26 protein-coding genes are annotated in these 26,605 nt (G+C 67.8%); 14 read left to right on the forward strand and 12 right to left on the reverse strand.

Going from position 1 to position 26,605, the window contains the following annotated elements:
• Window positions 1-179 precede the first annotated feature (179 nt).
• Genes QM841_RS04845 through QM841_RS04855 form a run of 3 tightly spaced genes read left to right on the forward strand, consistent with a single transcriptional unit; the run spans window position 180 to window position 3,365 of the window.
• Window positions 180-704, forward strand: a complete 525-nt coding sequence (locus tag QM841_RS04845; protein ID WP_105418891.1) for a MarR family winged helix-turn-helix transcriptional regulator — start codon at window positions 180-182, stop codon at window positions 702-704.
• Window positions 697-2,496, forward strand: a complete 1,800-nt coding sequence (locus QM841_RS04850; RefSeq protein WP_283331099.1) for an AMP-dependent synthetase/ligase — start codon at window positions 697-699, stop codon at window positions 2,494-2,496. The genes QM841_RS04845 and QM841_RS04850 overlap by 8 nt, the downstream gene beginning before the upstream one ends.
• 17 nt (window positions 2,497-2,513) lie before the next feature.
• Complete coding sequence (locus QM841_RS04855; protein ID WP_283331100.1) at window positions 2,514-3,365, forward strand: patatin-like phospholipase family protein; 852 nt, start codon at window positions 2,514-2,516, stop codon at window positions 3,363-3,365.
• Window positions 3,366-3,368: 3 nt separating this feature from the next.
• Here QM841_RS04855 and QM841_RS04860 read toward each other — a convergent pair whose 3' ends face one another.
• Window positions 3,369-4,616 (reverse strand): lipase family protein, encoded by a 1,248-nt coding sequence (locus QM841_RS04860; protein WP_283331101.1) that lies wholly within the window; start codon window positions 4,614-4,616, stop codon window positions 3,369-3,371.
• 119 nt (window positions 4,617-4,735) lie between these two features.
• Here QM841_RS04860 and QM841_RS04865 point away from each other — a divergent pair, with 119 nt between their 5' ends.
• Window positions 4,736-5,230 (forward strand): GNAT family N-acetyltransferase, encoded by a 495-nt coding sequence (locus QM841_RS04865; RefSeq protein ID WP_283331102.1) that lies wholly within the window; start codon window positions 4,736-4,738, stop codon window positions 5,228-5,230.
• A gap of 4 nt (window positions 5,231-5,234) precedes the next feature.
• Here QM841_RS04865 and QM841_RS04870 read toward each other — a convergent pair whose 3' ends face one another.
• From QM841_RS04870 to QM841_RS04880, 3 genes are read right to left on the reverse strand one after another with little or no spacing between them, the layout of a single operon-like run.
• Entirely contained in the window at window positions 5,235-5,996 is a 762-nt protein-coding gene (locus QM841_RS04870) for an amino acid ABC transporter ATP-binding protein (RefSeq protein ID WP_283331103.1), read from the reverse strand.
• The gene (locus QM841_RS04875; RefSeq protein ID WP_009474599.1) at window positions 5,993-6,661 is read right to left on the reverse strand and encodes an amino acid ABC transporter permease; all 669 of its coding nucleotides are present in this window, start codon (window positions 6,659-6,661) and stop codon (window positions 5,993-5,995) included. Before QM841_RS04875 ends, QM841_RS04870 begins: the two co-directional genes overlap by 4 nt.
• A gap of 10 nt (window positions 6,662-6,671) precedes the next feature.
• A complete protein-coding gene (locus tag QM841_RS04880; protein WP_283331104.1) occupies window positions 6,672-7,460 on the reverse strand; it encodes an amino acid ABC transporter substrate-binding protein in 789 nt (262 codons plus the stop codon).
• Window positions 7,461-7,558: 98 nt separating this feature from the next.
• On the opposite strand from QM841_RS04880, the gene QM841_RS04885 reads away from it, so the two are divergent.
• A complete protein-coding gene (locus tag QM841_RS04885) occupies window positions 7,559-9,022 on the forward strand; it encodes a SulP family inorganic anion transporter (protein ID WP_283331105.1) in 1,464 nt (487 codons plus the stop codon).
• On the opposite strand, the gene QM841_RS04890 is transcribed toward QM841_RS04885, so the two are convergent.
• Complete coding sequence (locus QM841_RS04890; protein WP_283331106.1) at window positions 9,019-9,789, reverse strand: deoxyribonuclease IV; 771 nt, start codon at window positions 9,787-9,789, stop codon at window positions 9,019-9,021. The genes QM841_RS04885 and QM841_RS04890 overlap by 4 nt on opposite strands.
• A 198-nt stretch (window positions 9,790-9,987) precedes the next feature.
• Between QM841_RS04890 and QM841_RS04895 the strand changes: the two genes are divergently transcribed.
• Both QM841_RS04895 and QM841_RS04900 read left to right on the forward strand, forming a co-directional pair.
• Window positions 9,988-10,236, forward strand: a complete 249-nt coding sequence (locus QM841_RS04895) for a helix-turn-helix transcriptional regulator (protein ID WP_009474594.1) — start codon at window positions 9,988-9,990, stop codon at window positions 10,234-10,236.
• Window positions 10,236-11,471, forward strand: a complete 1,236-nt coding sequence (locus tag QM841_RS04900; RefSeq protein WP_283331107.1) for a type II toxin-antitoxin system HipA family toxin — start codon at window positions 10,236-10,238, stop codon at window positions 11,469-11,471. Before QM841_RS04895 ends, QM841_RS04900 begins: the two co-directional genes overlap by 1 nt.
• 6 nt (window positions 11,472-11,477) lie before the next feature.
• Here the strand turns inward: QM841_RS04900 and QM841_RS04905 are convergent, their stop codons facing one another.
• Window positions 11,478-12,125 (reverse strand): hypothetical protein, encoded by a 648-nt coding sequence (locus QM841_RS04905; protein WP_283331108.1) that lies wholly within the window; start codon window positions 12,123-12,125, stop codon window positions 11,478-11,480.
• Window positions 12,126-12,221: 96 nt separating this feature from the next.
• On the opposite strand from QM841_RS04905, the gene QM841_RS04910 reads away from it, so the two are divergent.
• Window positions 12,222-13,397 carry a hypothetical protein gene (locus QM841_RS04910; protein ID WP_283331109.1) on the forward strand — a complete coding sequence of 392 codons (1,176 nt, stop codon included), beginning with the start codon at window positions 12,222-12,224 and terminating at the stop codon, window positions 13,395-13,397.
• A 32-nt stretch (window positions 13,398-13,429) separates the two neighbouring features.
• Here QM841_RS04910 and QM841_RS04915 read toward each other — a convergent pair whose 3' ends face one another.
• On the reverse strand, window positions 13,430-14,719 hold the full coding sequence (locus QM841_RS04915; protein ID WP_283331110.1) for an HNH endonuclease: 1,290 nt from the start codon (window positions 14,717-14,719) through the stop codon (window positions 13,430-13,432).
• A gap of 119 nt (window positions 14,720-14,838) precedes the next feature.
• Here QM841_RS04915 and QM841_RS04920 point away from each other — a divergent pair, with 119 nt between their 5' ends.
• On the forward strand, window positions 14,839-15,450 hold the full coding sequence (locus QM841_RS04920) for a maleylpyruvate isomerase family mycothiol-dependent enzyme (RefSeq protein WP_247250605.1): 612 nt from the start codon (window positions 14,839-14,841) through the stop codon (window positions 15,448-15,450).
• Between the two features lie 6 nt (window positions 15,451-15,456).
• On the opposite strand, the gene QM841_RS04925 is transcribed toward QM841_RS04920, so the two are convergent.
• Genes QM841_RS04925 through QM841_RS04940 form a run of 4 tightly spaced genes read right to left on the reverse strand, consistent with a single transcriptional unit; the run spans window position 15,457 to window position 18,363 of the window.
• Window positions 15,457-15,867 (reverse strand): hypothetical protein, encoded by a 411-nt coding sequence (locus tag QM841_RS04925; protein ID WP_283331111.1) that lies wholly within the window; start codon window positions 15,865-15,867, stop codon window positions 15,457-15,459.
• 33 nt (window positions 15,868-15,900) lie between these two features.
• Complete coding sequence (locus QM841_RS04930) at window positions 15,901-16,713, reverse strand: SDR family NAD(P)-dependent oxidoreductase (protein WP_007300348.1); 813 nt, start codon at window positions 16,711-16,713, stop codon at window positions 15,901-15,903.
• Window positions 16,714-16,759: 46 nt separating this feature from the next.
• Window positions 16,760-17,551, reverse strand: coding sequence for an SDR family NAD(P)-dependent oxidoreductase (locus tag QM841_RS04935; protein ID WP_280779995.1), 792 nt, complete (start codon window positions 17,549-17,551; stop codon window positions 16,760-16,762).
• 35 nt (window positions 17,552-17,586) lie between these two features.
• Entirely contained in the window at window positions 17,587-18,363 is a 777-nt protein-coding gene (locus QM841_RS04940) for an SDR family oxidoreductase (protein ID WP_280779996.1), read from the reverse strand.
• A 226-nt stretch (window positions 18,364-18,589) separates the two neighbouring features.
• Between QM841_RS04940 and QM841_RS04945 the strand changes: the two genes are divergently transcribed.
• Entirely contained in the window at window positions 18,590-19,507 is a 918-nt protein-coding gene (locus tag QM841_RS04945; protein ID WP_283331112.1) for a tyrosine-protein phosphatase, read from the forward strand.
• 2 nt (window positions 19,508-19,509) lie between these two features.
• Here QM841_RS04945 and QM841_RS04950 read toward each other — a convergent pair whose 3' ends face one another.
• On the reverse strand, window positions 19,510-20,457 hold the full coding sequence (locus tag QM841_RS04950) for an aldo/keto reductase (protein WP_283331113.1): 948 nt from the start codon (window positions 20,455-20,457) through the stop codon (window positions 19,510-19,512).
• 225 nt (window positions 20,458-20,682) lie between these two features.
• Between QM841_RS04950 and QM841_RS04955 the strand changes: the two genes are divergently transcribed.
• The 4 genes from QM841_RS04955 (at window position 20,683) to QM841_RS04970 (ending at window position 26,599) form a co-directional block, all read left to right on the forward strand.
• Window positions 20,683-22,185 carry an aldehyde dehydrogenase family protein gene (locus tag QM841_RS04955; RefSeq protein ID WP_283331114.1) on the forward strand — a complete coding sequence of 501 codons (1,503 nt, stop codon included), beginning with the start codon at window positions 20,683-20,685 and terminating at the stop codon, window positions 22,183-22,185.
• Between the two features lie 27 nt (window positions 22,186-22,212).
• A complete protein-coding gene (locus QM841_RS04960; RefSeq protein ID WP_283331115.1) occupies window positions 22,213-23,772 on the forward strand; it encodes an APC family permease in 1,560 nt (519 codons plus the stop codon).
• The gene (locus tag QM841_RS04965; RefSeq protein WP_283331116.1) at window positions 23,769-25,325 is read left to right on the forward strand and encodes a GMC family oxidoreductase; all 1,557 of its coding nucleotides are present in this window, start codon (window positions 23,769-23,771) and stop codon (window positions 25,323-25,325) included. Before QM841_RS04960 ends, QM841_RS04965 begins: the two co-directional genes overlap by 4 nt.
• Before the next feature lie 92 nt (window positions 25,326-25,417).
• Window positions 25,418-26,599 (forward strand): thiolase family protein, encoded by a 1,182-nt coding sequence (locus QM841_RS04970; RefSeq protein ID WP_283331117.1) that lies wholly within the window; start codon window positions 25,418-25,420, stop codon window positions 26,597-26,599.
• Window positions 26,600-26,605 lie beyond the last annotated feature (6 nt).

Here is a 26,605-nt window from a genome sequence, read left to right on the forward strand (position 1 = left end):
GTATCGACGGGCCCGCGGCCGCAACGGATTTCTGACGGCGCCCGTTGTCCGGCCGGTAGCGGTGGACGGAAAGCGTTCTCCAATTGTGACCGTGTGACGATTCGGGCCGAATGAATTTCCGAACGATCGATAGCAGTATGGGCAGAACGTGAGTCGAGCGAAGGACAAAGGGAATCGGGGTGCGGGTGGTCGAGGCCAGAGTGGTCGGATACAGTTGCGGTGTGCAACACAACGAGGTCGAGCCGGAGGAAACGCCCGCGTCGGGCGTGGTGGCCGTCCATGACGAACTCGTCCGCCTCGTCCGTCAACTGGTTGCCGATGACCGTCCTCCCGTCGGATCCCCGACGTTCGCTCAACATTCGCTGCTCTCCTTCGTCGCCCGCAATCCGGGATGCCGGGCCACCCAGATCTCGGACGCATTCGGCGTGCACCGCTCCACGGTGTCGCGTCAACTTCGGGGCTGCATCGACGAGGGGTGGGTGCACGCGGAGCCGGGACCGCTCCGCAGCGGTCATCCGTTGAGCCTCACCGACGGCGGCGTCGCGGTGCTGGCCGGCGCCGACGCACGCCGCGTGGAGGAAGTCCGCGACCGGGTGGCCACGTGGTCGGACAGTGAAATCGCCGCGTTCGCCCGGCACCTCCGGAAATTCCGCCAGGGCGGCGACACAGACCACGACAGCATCGGAGACGACACCCGTGCGTGAGTACACCAGCGCCCCGACGTTCACCGTCTCCGACCACGAGAACGCCGTGCTGAGGGTGTTCGCGCACGCCGAGAGCCATCCGGATCGGGTGATGTACACACGTCCCGAGTCCGGTGGGTGGGTCGACGTGACGGCCAAGGACTTCGGCGCGCTCGTCATCGGGGTCGCGAAGGGTTTGATCGCCAACGGTGTCCAGCCCGGCGACCGTGTGGCACTGCTGTCGTCGACGAGATTCGAATGGTCGCTGCTCGACTACGCGATCTGGGCGGCCGGCGCCGCGTCCGTCCCGATCTACGACTCGTCCTCGCACGACCAGATCCGGTGGATCATCGAGGATTCAGGGGCGGTCGCCGCGCTCGTGGAGACTCCGGCCCACGCGTCGAGTTTCGAGGGTGACGGCATCCCCTACACGCTGAAGCGCATCCTCACCATCGACGAGGACGCGGTGGGCACGCTCATCAAGGACGGGTTGTCGATCGACGATTCCGAGGTGTTCAAACGGGTGGTGGCGCTGACCGCCAACGATCTCGCCTCGCTCGTGTACACGTCCGGGACCACGGGCCGTCCCAAGGGCTGCACCCTCACCCACCGGAACTTCCTGTCGGAGGTGCGGGCGTTGCTCGCGGCACCGATCGGTGACGTCGCCCGGCCCGGCAACCGCGTCCTGACGTTCCTTCCGCTGGCGCACGTGCTGGCGCGCGCGGTGTCGCTGGCGATGTTCGAGGCCGGCGCGACGCAGGCACACTGGTCCGACTTCGGCACGGTCACGGGCGAATTCGAACGTTTCCGGCCCAACACCATTCTCGGTGTACCCCGCGTGTTCGAGAAGGTGCGGGACGGTGCGGCGCGCAAGGCGGCGTCGGCGGGCGGCCTGCAGAAACGGATCTTCGACTTCGCCGAGACCACGGCGGTGGCGTACAGCGAGGCCCAGGACACGGGCGGTCCGTCGCTGCGACTCCGGCTCGAGCGTGCGCTCGCCGACAAACTCGTCTACGCGAAACTCCGTGCCGCCCTGGGCGGCGACTGCTGGTGGGCGATCTCCGGTGGCGGGGCCCTCATCCCGAGGCTCGGTCACTTCTTCCGCGGCATGGGAGTTCCGGTCTACGAGGGCTACGGTCTCACCGAATCGACTGCCGCGCACTGCGTGAACGTCCCCGGCGCTCAGAAGATCGGGACGGTCGGTCAGCCCCTGGACGGCAACAGCGTGCGCATCGCCGCAGACGGTGAGATCGAACTGCGCGGCGGCGTCGTGTTCGGCGGCTACTGGCGAAACGAACACGCCACCCGGGACGTGCTGGACGACGGCTGGTTCCGCACCGGCGATCTCGGCGACCTGGACGACGAGGGCTACCTCACCATCACCGGCCGCAAGAAGGATCTGCTGATCACCGCCGGCGGCAAGAATGTGTCGCCGGGGCCCCTCGAAGACCGGCTGCGCTCGCACACCCTCGTCTCGCAGGCGGTCGTGGTGGGCGACGGCCGCCCGTTCATCGGTGCCCTGCTGACCGTCGATCCGCAGGAATTCGACAAGTGGAAGTCCGCGCACGGCAAGCCGTCCGACGCCACGGTGGCGGACCTGCGCGACGACGAGGAGCTGCGCGGGGACCTGCAGGACGCGGTGGACGACGCGAACACCACCGTCTCGCACACGGAGTCGATCAAACGGTTCGTCGTCCTCGGCCGCGACCTCACGGAGGCCGACGGAGAGCTGACCGCCACCCTGAAGATCAAGCGTCCCGTGGTGACCGAGCGCTTCGCCGACGACATCGCGAGCCTGTACCGGCGGGGCTGACCCGTTACGGTGGCGGCATGACAACAGCTTTCGTTCTGTCGGGTGGGGCGAGCCTCGGTGCCATCGAGGTCGGCATGTTGCAGACCCTGATCGGCAGGGGAATTCGGCCGGACCTCATCGTCGGCACGTCCGTCGGCGCGCTCAACGGCGCCTGGCTCGCCGGCGGCTCCTCCGACGCAGATCTGCGTGCACTCGCCGACCTGTGGCGTGGTCTCACCCGCAGTGCGGTGTTCCCCACCGGATTGCTCACCGGATTCACCGGTTTCGTCGGCCTCCGGAACCATCTGGTGTCCAACCGCGCCATCCGGAGGCTGCTGGAGCAGAATCTGCGGTTCGAACGGATGGAGGACGCGCCGATCCCGCTGCACGTCATCGCCGCCGACGTGCTGACCGGCAAGGACGTCCGGCTGTCCACGGGGCCGGCCGTCGACGCCGTCACCGCCAGCGCGGCGCTGCCCGGCATCCTCCCACCCGTGGTGATCGACGGCCGGGCGCTGATGGACGGCGGGGTCGTCAACAACACGCCCATCTCCCATGCAATCGAATTGGGGGCCACGACCGTGTGGGTACTCCCGACCGGATATGCGTGCACCCTCTCGAAGGTCCCCGGAAGTGCCCTGGGCATGGGGTTGCTCGGTGTGACCCTCGCGATCAATCAGCGGCTCGCCCTCGACATCGAACGGTACGAGAGTGCCGCCGACATCCGGGTGGTGCCCCCGCTGTGCCCACTGGACACGAGTCCCGCCGACTTCGGCGACGCCGACGAGCTGATCACGCGGGCACGGGAGCAGACCGCGAAGTGGCTCGACGAGGCGCGGGTCGTCCAGGTCGGTCAGGCCGATCTGCTGTTGCCGCACGTGCACGGATAACCGTCAGCGGCATCCCGCGGCCGCAGGCACCCCGGCCAGTCGCTCGTCGATCCAGCGCACCACCTCGGGCAGCGCGAACACGGCCGCGGTGAGGTGCTCGCCGAACTGCGGGGCGTAGGTGACGTCGCCGCCGCCGCGGCACCACTCCTGCTGCAGCGCGATCACCCCCTCCTCCGGAATCCATTCGTCGCCGAGGAACACCCGCGACGACCCGTGATACAGCAGCACCGGCGTGGCCGGGGTGAGCGCGCCCATCCTGTTTTCGGCGACCACCGTTCGGGCCGTGGGATTGCCGAACGGGTCGGGTACGGCCGCGAACAGTTCGGCGGGAAGCAACGCGATCCCGGCGGGTGCGAGGGCCAGGATGCACTGGTCCTTCAGTGGGGACGTCGCCAGCAGCACACCGAGCGGATTCGCCAGTGTCAGCATTTCCGGATACTCGCGGGCGAGCCCGAGGACGGCGGACAGGTACAGACCCGAACCGAGCTGGCCGTTCATCGTCCTGCGCAGCAAACCGAAATCGGCGGGGATGCCGCCCGCGGCGGCGCCGGCGAGTTCGACGTCCGGCGCGTACGACGGTTGCAGTTGCGCCGCCCAGCCGGTGGCGATCGCACCACCGCTGTAACCCGTCGCGACGACCGGACTGTCCGAGAGCCCGAGACCGGGCAGACGCTTCATGCCGCGGATGCTGTCGAGCACGGCATGACCCGCCATTCGTCCCGCGCTGTACGCCATCCGCGGTCCCTCGTGGTCGGGCACGAGCACCGCGTAGTTCTTCGCGAGGAACAGCGACAGCACCGGTGGGATGTCCAGGTCCAGGGTCTGCCAGTCGTGCACCATCTTGTAGGACGGGGTGCACCGGGCGCCCAGGGAGTCGATGGGCATGTTGTAGGCGACCACCGGTCTCGGTTCCGGCGCCGTCCACGCCGCGGTCGGCACCAGGACCGTCGCGGTCACCGGCACGGGACGGTCCTTGGAATCGTTGGAACGCACCATGATCTGGTGAGCCCGGTGCGGCACCAGCGTGTTCGGGAACGCCCGGAGCGTCACTTCCCGCGAGCGGATGATCTCACCGGCGTCGAACTCCGCGACGTTCGGCGGCCACGCGAAGAAGTCGTCGTCCAGAATGGGGGACGGGAGAATGGATTCGGTGCCCAGGGGCTGGGCGGACACACGTGGGGGATGGACGCAGACGAACGCGGCCGCGCAGGTGGAGAGTGTCATCAGGACCACTGCACGAAACAGCTTCATCGCTACCACCGCCTGAGGTAACTGTCCCAGAATGTAACTGTAACTCCAGTCACATCATCGCAGATCGACACGGGTACAGCGGTGGTTTGTTTTCGTCGCGGGGTGGTTACTGTGTGTGCATGGCGGTCACCGTGGAGCGGGCAGTACTCGAGCAGGCTGAAGACATCGTTCAGATGCACTGGGACGCTGAGGATTGGATCCTGGCCAGGGAACTCGACGCACCCGCCCGGGGTGAGGTGTCGCTCGCCGACGTTCGTGAACAGATCGAGTTCGGGGAATGGCGTGTCGCGCTGTTCGCGGGCATCGTGGTGGGCGCGCTGCGGGTGCTGCGGACCGACCCCGACGTGTGGACCGAGGACGACATACCGGCCGCCTACGTGGCCCGGGTCATGACAGACCGCCGGCACGCCAGCGCGGGACTCGGCGCCCAGTTGCTCCGGTGGGTCGACGAGCACGCCCGCTCCGAGGACGCGTCCGTCGTCCGGCTCGAGTGCGTCGAAACCAACGCCCGGCTACGCGACTACTACGAGGAGCAGGGATTCTTCCTGGTGGGTCGCAGGGACTTCGACGTGGAATGGCCGAGCGTCGTGCTCATGGAGAAATCCCTGCGCTGACCGTTCACAGCGGGTCGAGGATACGGTGCAGGAACTGGCGCAGTCTCGGCCCGGTCGGGTTGGCGAGTACGTCTCTCGGTGTGCCGCGTTCGAGTACGACGCCGTTGTCGACGAACAACACCTGATCGGCCACCTGCTGCGCGAACCGGATCTCATGGGTGACGATCACCATCGTCCAGCCCTCGGTCGCGAGGTCCCGGATCACCCGCAGCACCTCGCCGACCAGTTCGGGGTCGAGTGCGGACGTGGGCTCGTCGAACAACATCAGTTTCGGTTTCAGCGCGAGCGCCCGGGCGATACCGACCCTCTGCTGCTGACCACCCGACAGCTGATACGGGTACTGGTCCGCCTTCTCCGCCAGGCCGACCTGGGTGAGTAACCGCATCGCGTCCGCGCGCGCCTCGTCCTTGGGGCGTTTCTGCACCACGATCGGCCCCTCGGTGACGTTCTGGACCACCGTCTTGTGCGGAAACAGGTTGTGGGCCTGGAACACCATGCCACTCTGCCCGCGGAACGTGGCCAGCGTCGACCGGTCCACCTTGGCGCCGAAGTCCACGGACACGTCGCCGATGGAGATGGTCCCGCGGTCCGCCACGTCTAGGGCGTTGAGGGTGCGCAACACCGTCGTCTTGCCGGACCCCGACGGCCCGATGATGACGGTCACCGTTCCGGCCCCCACGTCGAAGCTGATGTCGCGCAGGACGTGATGCTCGCCGAACGACTTCTCGACGCCGGATACCTGAAGCAGGGGCGGGGTGTCGGTCATTTGGCCACATACCTGTCGAGTCGGGCTTCGAGCCGGCCCTGGACGGCCGACAGGAAGATGCAGATCACCCAGTAGTACAGGGCGGCGACGCTGTAGAGGGCGAAGAAGTCGAACGTCGGTGCGGCGGCGAGCTGGGCGACGCGCAGCAGTTCGGTCACCAGGATCGTCGATGCCAGCGAGGTGTCCTTCACCAGCGAGATCAATGTGTTGGACAGCGGCGGCACCGCGACCCGTGCGGCCTGCGGCAGCACGATCCGCTGCAGTGTGGTGGTGTACCCCATCCCGATGGTCTGCGCGGCTTCCCACTGGCCCTTGGGGATCGACAGGATCGCCGACCGGATCACCTCGGCGGCGTACCCGCCGACGTTGAGGCTGAACGCGATCACGGCCGCCGGGAAGGGGTCGAGAACCACGCCGAACTGGGGCAGCGCGTAGAACACGATGAACAGCTGCACCAGGAGAGGCGTGCCGCGGATGATGGACACGTAGAAGCGGGCGATCACCGACAGCGGTCTGATCGACGAGATCCGGGCGAGCGCCACCAGCAACGCGATGACGAGCCCGATGGTGAAGCTGATGATCGTCAGCGGAATCGTCATGGTGACCGTGGCCTTCAGCATCGGCCACAGGTTGTCCAGGATCAGCTGGACTGTTGCGTCGTCCACAGGCAGGCTCTCAGTTGGTCGGTGCCGAGACGTCGGTGCCGAAGTACTTCTGCGAGATCTGGGCGAGCGTTCCGTCGGCGCGTAGTTCGTCCAGGGCCTTGTCGATGTCGGGCATCAGACCGCTGTCCTTGCGGGCCGCGAACGCCTGCTCGCTCGTGTCACCGGTTTCGGCAGCCACTTTCACACCGGTGTCGTTCGTCTGCTTCTGGTATTCGGCGACGGCCAGATTGTCGTTGACGGTGGCGTCGACGCGACCGTCCTTGAGCAGGGTGATGGCCTGCACGAAGCCCTCGACGGATTCGACGTTCGCGCCCGCGTCCCTGGCGACCTGCGCCCAGTTGCTCGTCGCGGACTGCGCCGTCGTCTTGCCGTTCAGGTCGGCCAGCGAGGTGATCGAGTTGTCGTCGACGCGGGTGACGATCACACCCTCGGAGTAGGTGTACGGCGTCGACAGGTCGTACTTCTGGGTGCGTTCGTCGTTGACGGTCACCTGGTTGGCGACGAGGTCGTAGCGTTTCGCTTCGAGGCCCGCGAAGATCGAGTCCCACGGTGTCTGCGTGAACTCGACGGAGACGCCGAGTTTGTCACCGACCGCGCGGATGACATCCACGTCGTACCCGGTGAGCTGACCGTCGGGGCCCTGGTAGCTGAACGGTGTGTACGTGCCCTCGGTGCCGACTTTCAGTACCCCGGCCTCGCGAACCTGGTCGATGACCGGCCCCGAGTCGGAGTTCCCACACCCCGCCATCGACAGCGCGGTCAGGACGGTGATCAGGACGGCCGGAAGTGTGCGTCGCACGGGGTTCCTCCTCTGTCGGCGGATCAGCTAACCGTACTGGTCGAACGCTACCCGGATAGGATCTTCCGAGTCCCCTCAGGAAGAAGGATTGTCTCGCCGTGCCCTCTCTCGCTCTCCGACGGCCGGTGTGGCTGCATCCGACGGTGTTTCGTATCGAGTCGTTGTCCGCGCTCGTCGTGGCGATGGCCCTCATCCCGGAGGCGTTGTCGTTCTCCATCATCGTGGGGGTCGATCCGCGGGTGGGCTTGTTCACCGCCGCGATCATGGCGATGACCATCGCGTTCACCGGTGGCCGTCCCGCGATGATCTCCGCGGCCACCGGTTCGGTGTCGCTGGTGCTGGCCCCGCTCATGGCGTCACACGGTTTGCAGTACCTCATTGCGGCCGTCTTCCTCGGCGGTGCGATGCAGATCCTCCTCGCCCTCCTCGGGGTGGCGCGGCTCATGCGGTTCCTGCCTCGCAGCGTGATGGTGGGGTTCTGCAACGCGCTGGGAATCCTCATCTTCGTGCACCAGTTCCCGTATCTGACGGATGTGCCGTGGGCGGTGTACGCGCTGCTCGCCGCCGGGCTGGCGCTGCTCGTGTGGATCCCGAAGCTGACCACGGCGGTGCCCGCCCCGCTGCTGGTGATCGTCGGTCTCACCGCGTTCACCGTCCTCGCCGGTGTCGCGGTGCCCACCGTCGGAGACCAGGGTGAACTGCCCGACGGGCTGCCGACTCTGATCGGGCTGCCGGACGTTCCTCTCACGGCCGACACCCTGCAGATCATCGCGCCGTTCGCGCTGGCGATGGCCGTCGTCGGACTGCTCGAATCGTTGATGAGCGCCAAACTCGTGGACTCCGTCACCGATACGCACTCGGACAAGACGCGGGAGTCGTGGGGCCAGGGCGTCGCGAACATCGTGACCGGACTCTTCGGCGGCATGGGCGGGTGCGCACTGATCGGGCAGACCATCATCAACGTCAAGACCGGTGGCGCGCGAACCCGGTTGTCGACGTTTCTGTCCGGTGCATTTCTGCTGATTCTCGTGGTCGGGCTCGGCGACGTGGTGGGGACCATTCCGATGGCGGCGCTCGTCGCCGTGATGGTGCTGGTGGCCGCCACGACCTTCGACTGGCACAGCGTCCGCACGCTCCGGCGGATGCCGCTGAGCGAGACGATGGTGATGCTCAGCACCGTGGCGGGCACCCTCGCCACCGACAACCTCGCGATCGGTGTGGGTGTCGGCGTGCTGGTGGCGATGGTTCTGTTCGCGCGCCGGGTGGCCCACATGGTGGACGTGCGCGGCGAACTCGACGGCGACGTGAAGACGTACCGGGTGAGCGGTCAACTCTTCTTCGCCTCGTCCAACGACCTCGTGTTCTCGTTCGACTACGCCGACGACCCCGGCCGCGTCGTGATCGATCTGTCGGGCGCCACCATCTGGGACGCGTCCACCGTGGCCGCGCTCGACGGCATCACCACCAAGTACGCGAGCCGCGGCACCGACGTCACCGTGGAGGGCCTGAACCCGGTCAGCGAGGAGCGGTACCGCAGGCTGACCGGCCGGCTGGGCGACTAACCCGCGGTTTCCCGCAGGTACGCGAGGTCCTCGGCCAGCCCCTCCGACGGCGTCTCGAGGACGACCGGCGCATCGACGGTGCGCACGACCTCGGCGAGCAGTTCGGCGTCGATGGTTCCGTCGGCGAGGTTGGCGTGCCGGTCGCGGGCCGAGTTGAACTCGTCGCGGGAGTTGTTGAGGTGCACCAGGTCGATGCGTCCGGTGATGGCCTTGATGCGTTCGACGACACCGACCAGTTCCTCGCCGCCCGCCCACGCGTGACAGGTGTCGAGGCAGAATCCGGCGCCGAAATCGCCGACCTCCTGCCACAGCCGGTCGATGGCGTCGAAGTGCCGTGCCATCGCGAAGTCGCCGCCCGCCGTGTTCTCGATCAGGATGGGGACCGGGAATCCGCCCTTGTCGGCCTGGCGTTCGAAGAGTTTGCGCCAGTTGACGATCCCTGCGTTCACGTCCTCGCCGTCGCGGACGTGCCCGCCGTGGACCACCAGCCCGAACGCGCCGATGTCGGCGGCGGCCTGCGCCTGCTGCGCGACGGCGTTGCGGGACGGCATGCGGAGTCGATTGTTGAGGCTGGCCACGTTGATCACGTACGACGAGTGCACGACGACGTCGATGGGACTGTTCCGGATCTCGTCGGTCCGCGGATGCGTCGGCGGTTTGTCCCACTTCTGCGGGTCCGTGAGGAACATCTGGATGACGTCGGCGCCGAGCCGTTCGCCGTATCCGATCGGATCTTCGTCCTGGCGGACGTGTGCTCCTATGCGCATGTATCCAGGGTAGGGGGTGGGTGTGACGAGGTGCCTTGTGCTTGTGATCGCATGCTTAAAGCCGGAGGGCATTCATTTTGCGTTCTTCTCGCACCTTAAGCTTGCGATCGCAGTCATAGGTATGGACTTCGAGACGAAATCGGCGCACACTGGCGTTAAGCATCCGTCGACAAGCATTGCACCGAGCAGGGAGGCTTCATGGCAACCCCACGCCGCCGCGAGCGAACCGAGACCGGCGGGGTCGCCGACGGGTTCGTGGCGCGGCGACACCAGCTCGGGCTGACGCAGGCGGAGCTGGCCGACCTGGCCGGGGTGTCGAGGTCCAGCGTGCAGTCGATCGAATCGGGTCGGGGGACGGTGCAACTGGATCTCGTCGACGCCGTCGCGGACGCCATGGGATGCCGCCTGGCGCTCGTCACCCGCTCGGGCGTGGAGGTGGCGTCCTGATGGTCGAGAACCTCAGCAACATCGACCGGGCCGACGTCTACAAGGGCGAGCGCCTCGCGGGCAGTCTCGTGCGGGAGGGCGGCGACGTCGTCTTCCGCTACGACGCCACGTACCTGCAGGACCCCGGCGCCCCGCAGATCGCGTGGACGATCCCCACGTCGTCGACCGAGGTGCGCGCGAGTGGGGGCAGCGTCCCGCCGTTCTTCGCGGGTCTCCTCCCGGAAGGGATCCGGCTGCGGGGCGCGGTGGCGGCCACCAAGACGTCCGAAGACGATCACCTCACGATCCTGATGGCGGTCGGGGCCGACACGATCGGCGACGTGCGCGTGCTACCCGCGGGGGTGCCGCCGCCCGAGACCGCACCGGTGTTCGACCCCGACGCGGTCGAGCGCCAGGACCTGCGGGCGTTGTTCGAGCACATGTCGGGGCACGAGGCGGTGAAACTGGACCCCACCTCGCTACCCGGTGTGCAGGCGAAGGTGTCGGCGCAGATGTACTCGACACCGATCGCCACCGAGAAGGGTCCCGCGATCCTCAAACTTTCACCACCGCAGGGTTATCCGCAGTTGGTCGAGAACGAGCACTTCTTCATGGGACTCGCCGCGCAGTGCGGGTTGCCCGTCGCCGACCACCAGCTGGTGCGCGACGGGAAGGGCAATGCCGGTCTGCTCGTCGCCCGGTTCGACCGGCGGGTCGATTCGTCCGGCCGCGTCATCCGCACACCGCAGGAGGATGCGTGCCAGGTGATGGGGATGTTCCCCGCCGCCAAGTACCGGCTGAAGACCGAGAGCGTGATCACCGCACTCGCCGGCGTGTGTGAGCGCGGCGGCGGTTCGGCCCGGGTGGCCACCCTGGAACTGCTTCGGCTGGTGGCCTATTCGTACGCGATCGGCAACGGCGACCTGCACGGAAAGAACTTCTCGGTGCAGCTCGCCGAATCGGGGTTGTGGAGCGTCACACCTGCCTACGACCTGCTGTGCACCCAGCCGTACCTCGGATGGCGCGACCCGATGGCTCTCGACTTCTACGGCAAGGCGAACAAGCTGAACCGCAGGCACTTCGTCGAATCCGGTGGCCGGCTCGGTGTCCCCGAACGCGCGGTCACGAGAATGCTCGACGGCATCCGCAAGGGCATCGGGCGCGGCATCGCGGAGATCGAGACGATCGGCTTCACCGCGAAAGAGAATGCCCAGCTGCGCACGCTGATGGAACGGCGCTCGGACGAACTGGGCTGAGCCGGCTCACCACACTCGAAACGCGCTGTCCGAGAGCGTGAATCCGTGGCCCGCGTCGCTACGGCACGTGACCCCGGACGTCTCGTCGACGAGGCACGTCAGGTCGTTCACGTGTAACGCGGTGCCGTACGACAGTGCGGGGGCGGCAGATCGGTCGAGCGGGTAGTACCGGGGGTCGCCGGCGCTGGCGAACTGACCGGGGCGGCCACCGGCGACCTCGATCGCGTTGGGCGTCACCGGGCTGCCGGACGCGCCCGCGCCCGGAACCTTCGGCGCCGACGCCGGCATCGGCCCGTGACAGCCGGCGGTCGGGACGTCGCCGCCGGTGAGGATCGCACAGTGGAACTTGGTGCTCGGTGTCGTGAAGTAGTAGCTCCCCGCCGCGGTGCCCGCAAACGTCTCCGGGTCTGCCTGGGCCTGGGTGTTCGTGGTGGTCGTCGTCGTGGTGGTGGTGGGGCGCGACGACGTCGTCGTGGTCGGGCTGGTGGTGGTGGTCGTCTTCGGTGCGGTGGTCTTCGGTGCGGTCGTCACGGTCGGAGTGGTCGCGGGCCCCGCGACGGCGCCGGTCTCGGGGGATCCGTCGGCTGCGCGACCGCAACCGGCCACCACCAACGCCGTCGCGAACAGAAGCACCGCACGCACCGTGAAGGTCATGAGGGAGAGCCTAGAACCGCACCCCGCCCCGAGTGGTCGCGGCGCGTCGGACGAAATTCTGGGACAGTGGTGACCAGTGAACCGCCAGGAGGTCCGATGTCGGAAAGCACCCAGTACGAGGAGCGGCGTGCACGCATCTCCCTGCAGGTCCGCCAATGGTGTGAACGATCCGCGATCACAGGCACGCACGCCCCGTTGTCGGACGCCGCTGCCGTCCTGATCGCCGCCGGACACCTCGATTCGCCTACCCGGCAGGTACTCACCCACCGGCGTCGCGCGGGCCGCACCATCCCGTCGCTCGGCGGCTTCGGGGCCCTGCGTCTGCTGACGGACGAGTACCACCAGTTGGCGCGCCGCGCCGACAGCCTGCGCCCCGGACCGGCGCAACTACTGTTCAAATACCGTGCCACCGAACTGGCCCGCAAGCTGCAGTCGTCTCGGTCCGCGGTCGTGATGTCGCCGGCGCACTACGGCAACGGTGTCCGGGCGATGCGCCGGGATCGGCGTGAGGGTGTCCATCTCGATCTCGAGCAGCGTGAGGCGCTGTTCCGGGCGCTGCAACGCACACCGGCGCCGATCGCCGGCACCGCGCTCGAACGTGCAGGCAACTATGCCCGCGGCACCGCGGCGGAACGCCTCGGTCAGGCCGCCGAAAACACCCCGATGGCCGCAGTCGGCCGCCGCGTCGCCGAGGCCATCGGCAAGGGCGTCGATCTCGACAACGACAGATTCGCCGACTCGTACGACACCCTGCTCTACCTGGCGGGGATGCTCTTCGACAGGATCGACGGTTCCGCAGTCTGGCATTCGGAGCACTTTGCGATCCAGCGGTACCAACTCGACCTCGCCGAAGAACTGACACAGATCGCCGTCGATGCCGTGGCGCTGCGCGGAATCCGGACCGAACTCGACGAAGCGCTGCGTGCCACCCATTCCGACACGGCCCGTCGACAGATCGAGGCCCGGCAGAACGCACTGAAGCCGGTGTGGGATCAACTGGTCGACCGCGTCGCCGCACTCGCACGGATCGGCGACCTGCTGTCCCGAGCCGAGGTGCAACTGCGGTCCGTGCTGGCGGTCAACCGGGCGATGAGTCTCGACAGCCGCATCGACGAACTCATCTCACGCTCCGGCGACCGCGAGCTGTCGGCGGAGAACACCCATCACGTCGGCGATCAGTTCGGCGGGGTGGAGGAACTGATGCTCACCTACCAGTCGACGCTGTACGGAGACATCGCCGAACTCACGTCCTGGTCAGGTGGGAGCAAGTGACCCCGGCGACCGAGAGGCTGACCCCCACCACCTCATGACACGCGCAGGTACGCCGGGGTCGGTAGCAGCGGGGCCGCAGATCGGTAGTGGTGCCCGGTCGGGGTGCCGACGTCGATGAGGTGGGTGCGGCCGGGGTTGTGCACGGGGCGGGCGGACCATCCCTCGCCTTCCTTCGCATAGTTACATGCCTCGCACAGGCCGGACCCGTTGTCCGCCGTCGTGGCACCGGATTCTCGACGTGAGCGGATGTGGTCGTGATGCCGGATCGGCGCGTCACACCACGGGGTTCGGCACGTCCGGTCCCGCAGGTCGATCAGCTGTCGCAGGCCCTTCGGAAATATGCGGGATTGCGATTCCATCGCGGTCAACGACCCCGACTGCGGGCAGGAATACACCCGCTGCAACGACGTCTCCGCGTCGGCATCGACAGAATCTGCCACCAACTGCCGGGCAATCCCCGCCGGCACCGGCCCGAACCCCTGCAACTGCGCCGCCTCGTGCCCACCGGCCAGCAAGGTCTCGTCCGAGAGCACCAGATTCACCGCCACCGGCACCCCCGCCGCCACCGATGCCCCGGTGCCACGGTCGAACAACAGGTCCACCATCAGCTGATTGCGGGTCCGGCCGCCACTGTTCCCGGTGGCAATCAGACTGTCCGCATCCCGACCCAACGTGGCCTGCAGACACACCGCCTGCTCGACCGGCATCAGCACACTCAGATATGCCATCGAGTCCGGCGCAGGCCGTGTCGTGACCCGACGCTCGGACACCGCCTTACGATGCCGCCGCACCACGGACGCGGCATCGAGTTCCACCGCCAACGCCTTCGCCCGCGCGATCAGCCCGCGGTCGCCGACCCCGTCGAGAGTGGCCGGGTCCGAACACAACCGACGGTCCACGATGCCCCGATCCGTCGCCGACAGGCACGCCGTCTCCCGCACAAGCAGCGTGGCTCGCCATTCGTTCAGCCGGCCCGACCGCAACAGGGCCAGGGTGTGGGGCATCTCGTGCACCAGAGCCTGCGCGAACCCGAGATGCCGACCACCGCGGTTCGGGGATTCCCTGCGCGCCAACGCAATCTGCGAGGCAATGCCGCGGTCCCACTCCACCCGCGGCAACCCCCGAGCCCTGCGATCCGCACGAATACTCGTGGCGACGCCGTCGGTGATCACCGCCTGCACCGCACACCCGACCGACTTCAACGCCTCGATCGCGTCGAGCCACTCGATCCCCAACCCCGCATCACCGCCAGCGGAGACCGCTCGTAGCCGCGCCGTGAACGCACGCAACTCGGCCAGATCTGCTGCAATCAATTCCCCCACAACCAACCTCCCCCAAGGTTCGAATGTATGTTCGATCCTATCAATCATGCTCGACCAAGGCAATACCCGGCTACGGTGGTGTGGGACTCTCGTCGACAAAGATGTGGGGGCTGGGTGCGATGACCGATGACGCCGATCTGCAACGTGCGGTCGCGAACGAGTTCTCGGCACTGGCCGATCTGCTCGACGGGATCTCGGACGCGGAATGGGACACGCCGTCGCTGTGCATGGGCTGGCGGATTCGGGAAGTGGTCGCGCATCTCACCATGGCCGCGCGCTACTCCGAGGAGCAGTTCATGGCGCGCCTGCGTGAGTGCGAGTTCGATTTCACCCGGCTCTCCAACGAGATCGCCCGTAGCGACGCCGAATTGGCGCCGGCGGAACTCGTCGCCAACCTGCGCTCGGACATCATGCGCAGGTGGACCCCGCCGGGCGGCGGCTATCACGGCGCGCTCAACCATGTGGTGATCCACGGTCTCGACGCCACCGTGCCGCTCGGGGTGCCGCGACACGTACCGGAGGAGACGATGCGCGTCGTCCTCAACGATCTCACGGCGGGTGGTGGGCACTCGAATTTCGGCATCGACATCGAGGGACGTGGCCTGCGGGCCACGGACCTCGACTGGTCGTACGGGTCGGGCGCCGAATTACGCGGAACGGGCGAGGATCTCGCGCTGATGATCTGCGGCCGCGCGCTGCCGGCAGGACGGGTCGAGGGCGACCCGTTGTAGTCCGGTTCAGATACCCGGGATGACGCCCGGGTAGACGAAGTGCCCGGGACCTCCGCCGGGGAGGGTGGCGCCGAGGGATCCGGGGAAATCCATGGACAACTTGACGAGTTTGTGTGGTTGCCCGTTCTGGTCGGCTTGCCAGCAGTCGAGCAGTACGCCGTGGAATCCTGTGCAGACGATGCGGTTGGCGGTTCCGAACGGTGACGTGAGCCGATTCGCGCTGACGAACGGATTCCAATAGTCGAGATCGGTGGGGGTGAGGAAGTTCTGGTTGTCGAACGGCGCGACCGGACTGGGCTCGGTGGGTACCGGCGGCCATTCGTCGGCGGCGGCCACACCGGCGCTCCCGAGGAGGGCGGCTGCGGCGACGGCCACGGTCGCGGTGATCTGTGTGAATCGGCGAGTAGCGGTAGTCATCTCCACCAGGCCACAGTAAAACGCCGGCAGTTTCTACGTCCGCAATCCGGGATGACGGCTGGCCAGGACGGGGACGAGGAGCTTGTTCGGTGCGAGGTGGGCGAACACGGACGCGGCCCGGTTCGCGAGGCCGGGGATGGCGATCATGTGCCCCTTGTCGAGGCCGTCGATTCCGGTCCTGGCCACGGATTCGGGGCTTTCCCACATGAAGCTGGGCAGTGCGGCTTCGGCGTCTTCCTTCGCGAAGCCGGCTGTCTCACCGAAACCGGTGTCGACGGGTCCGGGGCAGAGGGCGGTCGCGGTGACACCGGTGCCCTTCAGTTCGCCGGTGAGGCTCTCGGTGTAGGAGAGGACGAATGCCTTTCCGGCGGCGTAGGCAGCCTGTCCGGGCAGCGGCTGGAACGCGGCCGTGGAGGCGACGTTGAGGACGGCTCCTCGGCGTCGTTGCACCATGCCGGGCAGGGCGCGGCTGCAGAGGTCGGCGACGGCCATGACGTCGACCTCGATCATGTTCATCTCGGCGTCCGGGTCGGACGCGGCCACCGGGCCGAGCGTGGACAGGCCGGCGTTGTTGACGAGGATGTCGAGGGTGAGCCCGAGCTCGCCGACCCGGTCGAGCAACGTCGCGCGGGCCGAGCGGTCGGAGAGATCGGCACCCAGCACATGCGCCCGACCACCTGCGGCCCGTAGCTCGGTGGCCAGTTCCTCCAACTTCTCGGCTCGGCGGGCGACGAGCACCACCTGGTGACCGCGGCGGCTGAGTTCACGGCTGAGGGCCGCACCGATACCGGACGACGCTCCGGTGACGAGCGCGGTGCGATCGGCGGCAGGGGTGGGCAAGCTCATGTGTCCAACCTACGTGCCGCCGTCGCACGCGCAAGGGTTCAACCGGTCAGGCGTGGGTTCCGCCGTCGATGCGGATCTCGGTTCCGGTGACGAACGCGCCGTCGTCGGAGGCGAGCATGGCGACGACTCCGGCGACCTGCTCGGGTCCGCCCATCGCCGCGCCGCCCGATTCCAGGGTGGTGGGCAGGATGGGTGAGAGTTTGGCGAACAGGCTCCAATCGGCATCGGACGGAACGTATCCGGATGTGGCGTCGGTGATGCCGGTCTTGATGCTGCCGGGGGCGACACCGACGGCGCGCAGACCCTGCTTGCCGTATTCGAGAGCCAGTGCATGGGTGAACGACTGGATGCCGCCCTTGCTCGCGGCGTACGCGGCCATGTAGGGGTGCGCGAACGCGGCGGACGTGGAACTGAAGTTCACGACCACGCTGCGGTCGTTGCGCAGCAGCGCGGGCAGGCATTCGCGGACCATGAGGAACGTGCCGGTGAGGTTGATCCCGATCACCTGATTCCACACGTCCAGCGACGTCTCGTGGGTGTGCGAGGCGCGGAGGATGCCCGCGGCGTTCACGAGTACGTCCAGTCCGCCGAGCTTCTCGACGCTGCGGCTCACGCCGTCGGTGACGGACTTCTCGTCGCCGATGTCGATTGCGGCCACGCTGAGTCGCCCTGCCGTGCCTGCTGCCTCGGCCAGTTCCGCTGTCCGCGCGAGGCCGTCCTCGGACACGTCGGCTGCCACGACGGTGCCGCCTTCCTCGAGCAGGCGGAGGGCGGTGGCCTGTCCGATGCCCGATGCGGCTCCGGTCACCAGGATCCGCCGGTTGTCGAAGCGATTCATGATCTGTGCTCCTCGTGTGTTTGCCGAATTCGATCTCATTGGCCCATGACGTATTTGACGGTCGGCCCCGCGGTCCATCCGCCGTCGACGGCCAGTTCCGCCCCGGTGACGTACGTGGACGCGTCGGACAGCAGGAACCCGACGGCACCGGCGATCTCCTCGGGCACGCCGACCCGGGCCATGGGAGTGTTCGGGTAGTTGCCCTCGCCCTGCTGGATTCCGAGGCCCGCGGTCATCGGGGTGTACGTCATCCCCGGGTGGACGGAATTGACGCGGATCCGGTCGGTGCCCAGTTCCACGGCGGCGATCTTCGTGAGCCCGCGCACGCCCCACTTGGACGCGCCGTAACCGGCGGTCAGCGCGAGTCCCATCAGACCGGCGGCCGACGAGATGTTGACGATCGATCCGCCGCCGGCGGCGCGCATCGGACCGATCACGGCCTGCAGACCGTTGAACACGCCGGTCAGGTTGATGTCGAGGACCGTCCGGAAGTGTTCGAGCGGTTCGTGCTCGATGTATTGGCCGGTGGAGATGCCGGCGTTGTTGACGAGGCCGTCGACGCGTCCGAATTCGCTCGTCGCCACGTCGACCGCGGCCTGCCACTGCTGCGGGTCCGTGACGTCGAGGTGGCTGTACCGCGCCCGCTCACCGAGTTGGTCGACGATCGCGCGGCCGTCGTCGTCGAGAACGTCGCCGACCACGACGCTGCCGCCCTCGTCGACGATGCGCTGGGCGAAGGCCGCGCCGAGCCCCCGCGCCGCCCCGGTCACGATCACAACCTTCCCCGCCAGTTGCTGTGCGGTCTCGGTCATCTCAGCTCACATCCTCGTCGTCAAAGAGTCATCTTCGTCGGGCACGTCGGCTGCCGACGGCCCGAGTCTGCTGTGGGCGCCGCCGGCGGGAAACGGGTTCTCCCGGTGATCGGAACAACTCGTAGCCACGGGAAACGTCCGACCACTGTGATGTGGATTACCCGCTGACGTTCCGGACATGCCGGACGGGCGGATCTCCCCGACAGCCCATCGAAAGGCTTCCCCTATGTCTCGACGCGTCACCTCCACCGCCGCGGTGCTGATCACCGGCAGCGTCCTGTTCGCGGGTTTCGGCACGCCTGCGCTCGCTTCGGCGGACCCGCTGTCGCTGCCCGGAATCAGCCTCCCGGGATTCGGTTCGTCCGACTTCGGGAGCGCGGGCCCGGTCGTCGAGACACCTCGACTGGTGTCGGTCGACAACTTCCGCGACGTCGGGGGAACGGGCCGGGGGTACGCCACCACCCGCGGAGGGCACGTCACGAGGGGAGTGTTCTACCGTTCGAACGCTCTGGTTCCGAACGATCAGGATCTCGCCGTCCTCACCGGGCTCGGACTGACCGCGGTGTACGACGTGCGGACCGTCGAGGAGGTGGCGGCAAAACCCGACCGGCTCCCGGCCGGGCCGCGCTACCTCGGCATCCCCATCCTGTCGGGAGACCTCGGTGCCGCAGTCGCGCAACTGAAGTCGCCCGCCGACGCCGTCGCGTTCATGCAGCAGATGAACCGCAGCTTCGTCGACGACGCGGCGACCCGGGCCGGGTTCGCGCAACTCCTGACGTCATTGGCCGACACCGACGGGCCGCAGATCTTCCACTGCACGGCGGGCAAGGACCGCACCGGCTGGGCATCCGCGCTGCTGCTCTCCATCGCGGGCGTCCCGCAGGACACCATCTTCGACGACTACCTGCTCACCAACGACTACACCGCCGCGTCGATGAAGATCACGTACGACCAGATCGCCGCCAGCCGCGGCGAGGCGGTGGCGCAGATCTACCAGCCGCTGCTGGGCGTCGACCGGAGCTACCTCGAGGCCGGGCTCGGCCGGCTCACCGAGCAGTACGGCACGGTCGACCGCTATCTCACCGAGGGTCTCGGTCTGAGCCCGGCGACCGTCGACCGGCTCCGGAGCAAGCTGCTGAGCTGAGGTCAGGCGCCGATCGCGTCCGAGAGAGTCGTGAGCCGGCTGATCTCGGATGCGGTCAGGGTCACGGTCGGGGCGTCGAGTAGCGCGGGAAGTTGTTCGAGGCGGCTCGCGCTCGCGATCGGCGCGGTGATGCCGGGCCGGGTGAGGAGCCACGCGAGCGCGATGGTCGAGATTTCCGCCGAGTGCGTGTCGGCGATCTCGGCCAGGGCCCCGACGACGGCGAGACCGGACTCGGAGAAGTAGCGGGTCGCCATCCGCTGGCGGGGCTGACCGTCCAGGTCGGCCTGGGTGCGGTACTTGCCCGCCAGGAAGCCCGCGGCGAGCGAGTAGTACGGGAAGACGCCCAGGCCGTTCTCGGTGGCGATCGCGGCCACCTCGGGCTCGTAGTCGTGGCGGTGCACCAGGTTGTAGTGCGGCTGCAGCGCGATCGGGGCAGCGAAGCCGTTCTCGGCCGTCAGGGACAGCCACTCGCGGATGCGCTCGGGCGAGTAGTTGGAGATGGCGACGTGGCGGACGAGTCCGTCGCGGACCAGTTCGTCGAAGGCGCCGAGTGTGTCGACGAGGGGAGTGTCGGCGTCGTCGAAGTGGGCGTAGTACACGTCGATGTGGTCGGTCTGCAGCCGCTTCAGGGATGCCTCCGCCGCCGCGCGGACGTTGGCGGGGGCCAGGCCCTTGAACTCCGGGTGCTGGCTGACCTTGGTGGCGATCACCATGTGGTCGCGGTTGCCGCGGGACGCCATCCAGTTTCCGAGGACGGTCTCGGACTCGCCGCCGGAGTTGCCCTCGGCGAACGCCGAGTACGAGTCCGCCGTGTCGACGAAGTTGCCGCCGCCTGCGGCGAAGGCGTCGAGGATCTCGAACGACGTCGGTTCGTCACTGGTCCAGCCGAAGGTGTTACCACCGAGGGCCAGGGGAAAGATGTCCAGATCCGAGTTGCCGATCGCGACCACGGGTGCTCCGTTTCTAGGTGTGTCCTGTCCGGGAATGTGCGAAGAGTTCGCGTGACGACGCTATCGCAGCCGCTAGGCGCACGCGCGTCCGGCTACCGGACACAGTCTTCTCGGTGACGGATACCGTCGCGAATCGGACATGTGTGCGCGATCCCCGCCCACCGCGACTCCGACGGCATACCGTAAAGGGGGTGCGTTCGTTCCGGCGAGACACGGAGTTGAGTGATGCAGGACCAGTCGATCGATGACCACTTGAACACGGGCCTGTTCGTCGACGGGCAGTGGATCCGCTCCAGTTCCGGTGAGACCCGGGACTGCATCAATCCGGCCGACGGATCGGTGGTCGCCACCGTCGACGAGGCCTCCCCGGAGGACGCGACCCGCGCAGTCGCCGCGGCCCGCGCGGCGTTCGACGAGGGAACCTGGCCCCACACACCCGTCGCCGAGCGCACGGCGTTGGTCGCGAGGATCGCCGACCTCCTCGAGCGCGACAAGGAGATCCTGGCACGCATCGAGACGCTCGACACCGGAAAAACGCTGGAGGAGAGCAGGATCGACATCGACGACGTGGTGTCGGTGTTCCGGTACTACGCGCAACTCGCCGCGGTCGAAGCCGACAATCTGGTCGATGTCGGCCGGCCCGAGGTGATCAGCCGGGTGGTGCGTGAGCCGATCGGTGTGTGCGTGCTCATCGCACCGTGGAACTACCCGCTGCTGCAGATCTCCTGGAAGGTGGCGCCCGCGCTGGCCGCCGGGTGCACCATGGTCCTCAAACCGAGCGAGGTGACCCCGCTCAGCACCATCGCGTTCACCGCGCTGATCGCCGAAGCAGGTGCCCCCGCCGGGGTGGTGAACCTCGTGCAGGGCAGCGGCGCCGTCCTGGGGGCCGCGCTCACGGGCACCCCCGACGTCGACTTCATCTCGTTCACCGGCGGGCTGGCCACCGGACGCGTCATCCTCGAGACCGCGGCGAAGAACGTCACCAAGGTGGCGGTGGAACTCGGTGGCAAGAATCCGCACATCGTCTTCGCCGACGCCGACGGAGACGACTCTGTGGACCAGGTGCTCACCGGGGTGTTCCTGCACTCCGGGCAGGTGTGCTCGGCGGGAACCCGCCTGATCATCGAGGAGTCCATCGCCGACCGGTTCGTCGCCGCACTGGCCGCGCGGGCGGAGAAGATCCGGATGGGCAACGGTCTCGATCCCGCGAGCCGAACCGGCCCGCTGGTATCGGAGGCCCACCGGGAGAAGGTCGAACGGTACGTGGCGCTCGGCCTCTCCGAGGGCGCCCGGTTGGTGACCGGGGGAGCCCGGCCTTCCGATCCCGCGCTGGCGGACGGGAGCTACTACCTGCCCACCATCTTCGACCACTGCGACCGCACCATGCGCCTCGTGCAGGAGGAGACGTTCGGACCGATCCTCACGGTCGAGCGCTTCAGCACGGAGGAGGAGGCGCTGCGACTGGGCAACGACACCGAATACGGCCTCGCCGCCGGCGTTCGGACCGCCGACAGTGCGCGGGGCGAGCGGATGGTGCGCGGTCTGCGCCACGGAACGGTGTGGCTCAACGACTTCGGCTACTACACCGCGGCCGCCGAGTGGGGCGGCTTCAAGATGTCGGGGAACGGGCGCGAACTCGGTCCCACCGGTCTGGCGGAATACCAGGAGACGAAACATATCTGGCACAACACCTCGCCCACGGCGGCGGGGTGGTTCGACAACGGCTAGGTCGGCGCACGGAGAGGCGAGAGAACCATGGCTACTCGGCACGGAGCAGTGGGTGACGGAGGTGCGCCGGGGGACAGTGGACTCGGCGAACTGGGGTACAAACAGGAATTGGACCGCAGCCTCGGCAAATTCGCCAGTTTCGCGGCGGGGGTCAGCTACATCTCGATTCTCACCGGCACGTTCCAGTTGTTCTACTTCGGGTTCGGCACCGCGGGGCCGGCGTACCTGTGGTCCTGGCCGATGGTGTTCGTCGGGCAGATGGCCGTCGCCCTGTGTTTCATGGAGCTCGCCGCCAAGTACCCCGTCGCCGGCTCGGTCTACAACTGGGCCAAGCTGCTCGGCAGCAGGATCGTGGGATGGTCGTCGGGCTGGCTGATGCTCACCGCGTCGATCGTGACCCTCTCCGCGGTCGTGCTCGCGCTGCAACTCAACCTTCCGCGGTTGTGGAGCGGGTTCCAGATCGTCGGTGACGGCAGCGGTGAATACGACTTCGCCACCAACGCCGTGATTCTCGGCACCATCATGATCGCGTTCACCACGGCCGTCAACGCATTCGGCGTCAAACTGATGGCCCTCATCAACAGTTCGGGTGTGTTCATCGAACTGATCGCGGCCGTGCTCATCGCCGTCATCCTCGCCGCCAACATCACTCGCGGTCCGGACGTGTTCTTCTCCACCCACGGTTACGGCGCCGGGGAGAGCGGCGGCTATCTGACCGTCTTCCTCGTGGCGTCACTCGCGTCCGGGTACGTGATGTACGGCTTCGACACCGCGAGTTCGCTCGGCGAGGAGACCGTCGACCCCCGGCGGACGGCGCCCAAGGCGATCCTGCGGGCGATCCTCGCCTCGTTCGTGATCGGCGGGGCGATCCTGGTGTTCGCCGTCATGTCGGCCCCCGACCTCGACGATCCGCTGATCGGCAGCAGCGAGGGCGGCCTGCAGTACATCGTCGAGCAGGTGATGTGGGGACCGCTCGGCAAGATCTTCCTGGTCTGCATCGTCGTCGCGGTCACGGTGTGTTCGCTCGCGGTGCACGCCGCGGCCATCCGGCTCACGTTCGCGATGGCCCGCGACAACGCGCTGCCGTTCGGGGAACGGCTGGCCCACGTCAACCCGAAGCATCAGACGCCCGTGGTCCCCGCCATCGTGATCGGTGTGCTCGCGGCGTTCATCCTCGTCATCAACATCGGTCAGCCGCAGATCTTCACGGTGCTGACGTCGATCGCGATCATCATGATCTACCTGGCGTACCTCATGGTCACCGGGCCGCTGCTGAAGAAACGCCTGCAGGGGCAGTGGCCGCCGAAGGAACTCGCGGAGAGCGGCTACTTCACGATGGGCCGGTGGGGGCTTCCGGTGAACATCTTCGCCGTGCTGTGGGGAGTGGGGATGGCGCTCAATCTGGCCTGGCCGCGCCCCGAGGTGTACGGCACTCCCTGGTACAACACGTGGGGTGCGTTCGTCTACATCGGCATCATTCTCGGGCTCGGTCTCCTCTGGTATGCGGTGAAGGGCCGCAACCACATCGGATGTCTCGCCTCGCACGCGGCGTCGTCGAAGGACGAGGCGGAGAGTGAACTGCCATGACGGACACCGTGTTCGACTACGTCATCGCAGGCGGGGGAACGGCTGGATGTGTGCTCGCCGCGCGGCTCAGCGAGGACCCCTCGGTGACCGTCTGCCTCGTGGAGGCCGGGCCGTCCGACGTGGGTGACCGCAACGTCCTCGAGCTGTCGCAATGGATGCATCTGCTGGACTCCGGCTACGACTGGGACTATCCGGTGGAGCCGCAGGAGAAGGGCAACAGCTTCATGCGGCACGCCCGCGCCAAGGTGCTCGGCGGATGCTCCTCCCACAATTCGTGCATCGCGTTCTGGCCCCCCGCCGAGACACTCGACGACTGGGCGGCGGCGGGCGCCACCGGCTGGGGTGCGAAGGACGTCCTGCCGCTCGTGGCGCGGGTGGAGAACAACGACGCCCCCGGCGAGCAGCACGGCCGCAGCGGTCCGGTGCGGTTGCGTGACGTCCCGCCGAACGACCCGTGCGGCGTGGCGCTACTCGAGGCTGCGGCGAAGGTCGGGTTGCCCACCGTGCAGTTCAACCGGGGCGAGACGGTGCTCGACGGGGCGGGGTGGTTCCAGATCAACGCGTCCGAGGACGGCACGCGCATGTCGACGTCGCACGCCTACCTGCACCCGATCCTCGGGTCCCGCCCCAACCTCGACGTGCGCACCGACTGCCGGGTCAGCGAGATCGTCATCGACGACGCGATGGCGGCGACCGGCGTGCGGTACCAGCGCCCCGATCTCACCGGCTACGACACGGTCTCGGCGCGCCGCGAGGTGATCGTCACCGCCGGGGCCATCGACACACCGAAACTGTTGATGCTCTCCGGTATCGGGCCGACGGTGCACCTGCGCGAGATGGGTGTGCAGGTTCGGGTCGACGCCCCCGGGGTCGGGCAGAACCTCGACGATCACGTCGAGGGGCTGGTGTTCTGGGAGGCGTCCCGGCCGATGGTCGAGACGTCCACGCAGTGGTGGGAGATCGGTCTGTTCGCCACCACCGAGGAGGGGTTGAACCATCCCGACCTGATGATGCACTACGGCAGCGTGCCATTCGACATGAACACGCTCCGGTGGGGATACCCCACCACGGACAACGGCTTCTGTCTCACCCCGAACGTCACACAGGGACTCTCCCGCGGAACGGTCCGGCTCCGCTCCCGCGACTTCCGGGATCGTCCGCGAGTGGATCCCCGGTACTTCACCGACCCCGACGGCCACGACGAGGCGGTGATGCTCGCCGGGATCCGGCTGGCGCGTCGCATCGCCGAGCAGGAACCTCTCCGCGGCTGGATCACGAGGGAACTGGCCCCCGGGCCGGAGGCGGTCACCGACGACGAACTGATCGACTACGCGCACCGGACGCACAACACGGTGTACCACCCGGCCGGGACCGCCAGGATGGGTGCGGCCACCGATCCGATGGCCGTCCTCGATCCGGAACTGCGGGTGAAGGGTGTCCGCGATCTGCGGGTGGTCGACGCGTCCGCCATGCCGAAACTGCCCTACGTCAATCCCAACATCACGGTCATGACGATGGCCGAGAAGTGCGCCGACCTGATCCGCGGAACCTGACCCGGCGACGTGCCGGAGGCCCTGCGTGAACCGCTGGTTACTTTGAAGTCCTACTATCTCTCCGTACTGGTAGAGAGACGGAAGGGCACGTCATGAATTCTCCTGAACCGATCGTCGTTGTCGACGGCGCGAGGACCCCGATCGGCAGCTTCGGTGGTGCGTTCAAGGACGTGCCCGCCCACGAACTCGGTGCCACCGCCGCGAAGGCCGCGCTGGACCGTGCCGGCGTGCCGGGCGGCGACATCGACGAGGTGGTGATGGGCTGCATCGGTCAGGTCGGACCGGACGCCTACAACGCCCGCCGCGTCGCCCTGGCCGCCGGACTTCCCGAGAAGACCCCCGCATATACCGTCAACCGGCTGTGCGGGTCCGGTCTGCAGGCCGTGTGGTCGGCGGCGCAGCAGATGCGCTGGGGTGGGGTGGACTTCGCCCTCGCCGGCGGCGACGAGAGCATGTCGCGGATGCCGTTCTACGACTTCTCCGCCCGCTCGGGCTACAAACTCGGCGACCGCACGCTCGTCGACGGCACGGTCGCGATTCTGACCGACCCGTTCGGTGGCGTGCACATGGGCCGCACCGCCGAGGCCGTCGCCCGCAAGTACGACGTCAGCCGGCAGCAGCAGGACGAGTTCGCCGTCGAATCCCAGCGCCGTGCCGCCTCCGAGGCCGCCAAGGCCGCGTTCGCCGAGGAGATCACGCCGGTCGAGATCGGGGGCCGCCGCCCGAAGACGATCGACGTCGACGAGCACCCCAAGCCCGACACCACCCTCGAGACCCTGGCGAAGCTGCGGCCAGCGTTCGAGGAGGGTGGCTCGGTGACCGCGGGCAACGCGTCCGGTATCAACGACGGCGCTGCGGCCCTGGTGCTGGCCACACAGTCCGCCGCCCGCGAGAAGGGCCTGACCGGGCTGGTCACGCTCGAGGCCGTCGCGACCGCGGCGATGGACCCGGCTCTGATGGGATACGCCCCGGTGCTGGCGCTGGCGAATCTGTTCGAGCAGACCGGCACCACCCCCGGCGACATCGACGTGATCGAGCTGAACGAGGCGTTCGCGTCGCAGGCGGTCGCGGTGATCCGGGACGCGAAGCTGAATCCGGAGAAGACCAACCCGTACGGCGGTGCGATCGCGCTGGGTCACCCGGTCGGGGCAACGGGCGCGATCCTGAGCCTGCGCCTGGCGAAGGACCTCGTGCGCCGCGACCTCGAACTGGGCATCGTCACGATGTGCATCGGCGGCGGCCAGGCCCTCGCCGCACTCTTCCGGCGCATCTAGAACCGG

This window comes from Rhodococcus sp. IEGM 1307, assembly GCF_030056915.1.
GTDB lineage: Bacteria > Actinomycetota > Actinomycetes > Mycobacteriales > Mycobacteriaceae > Rhodococcus_F > Rhodococcus_F opacus_D.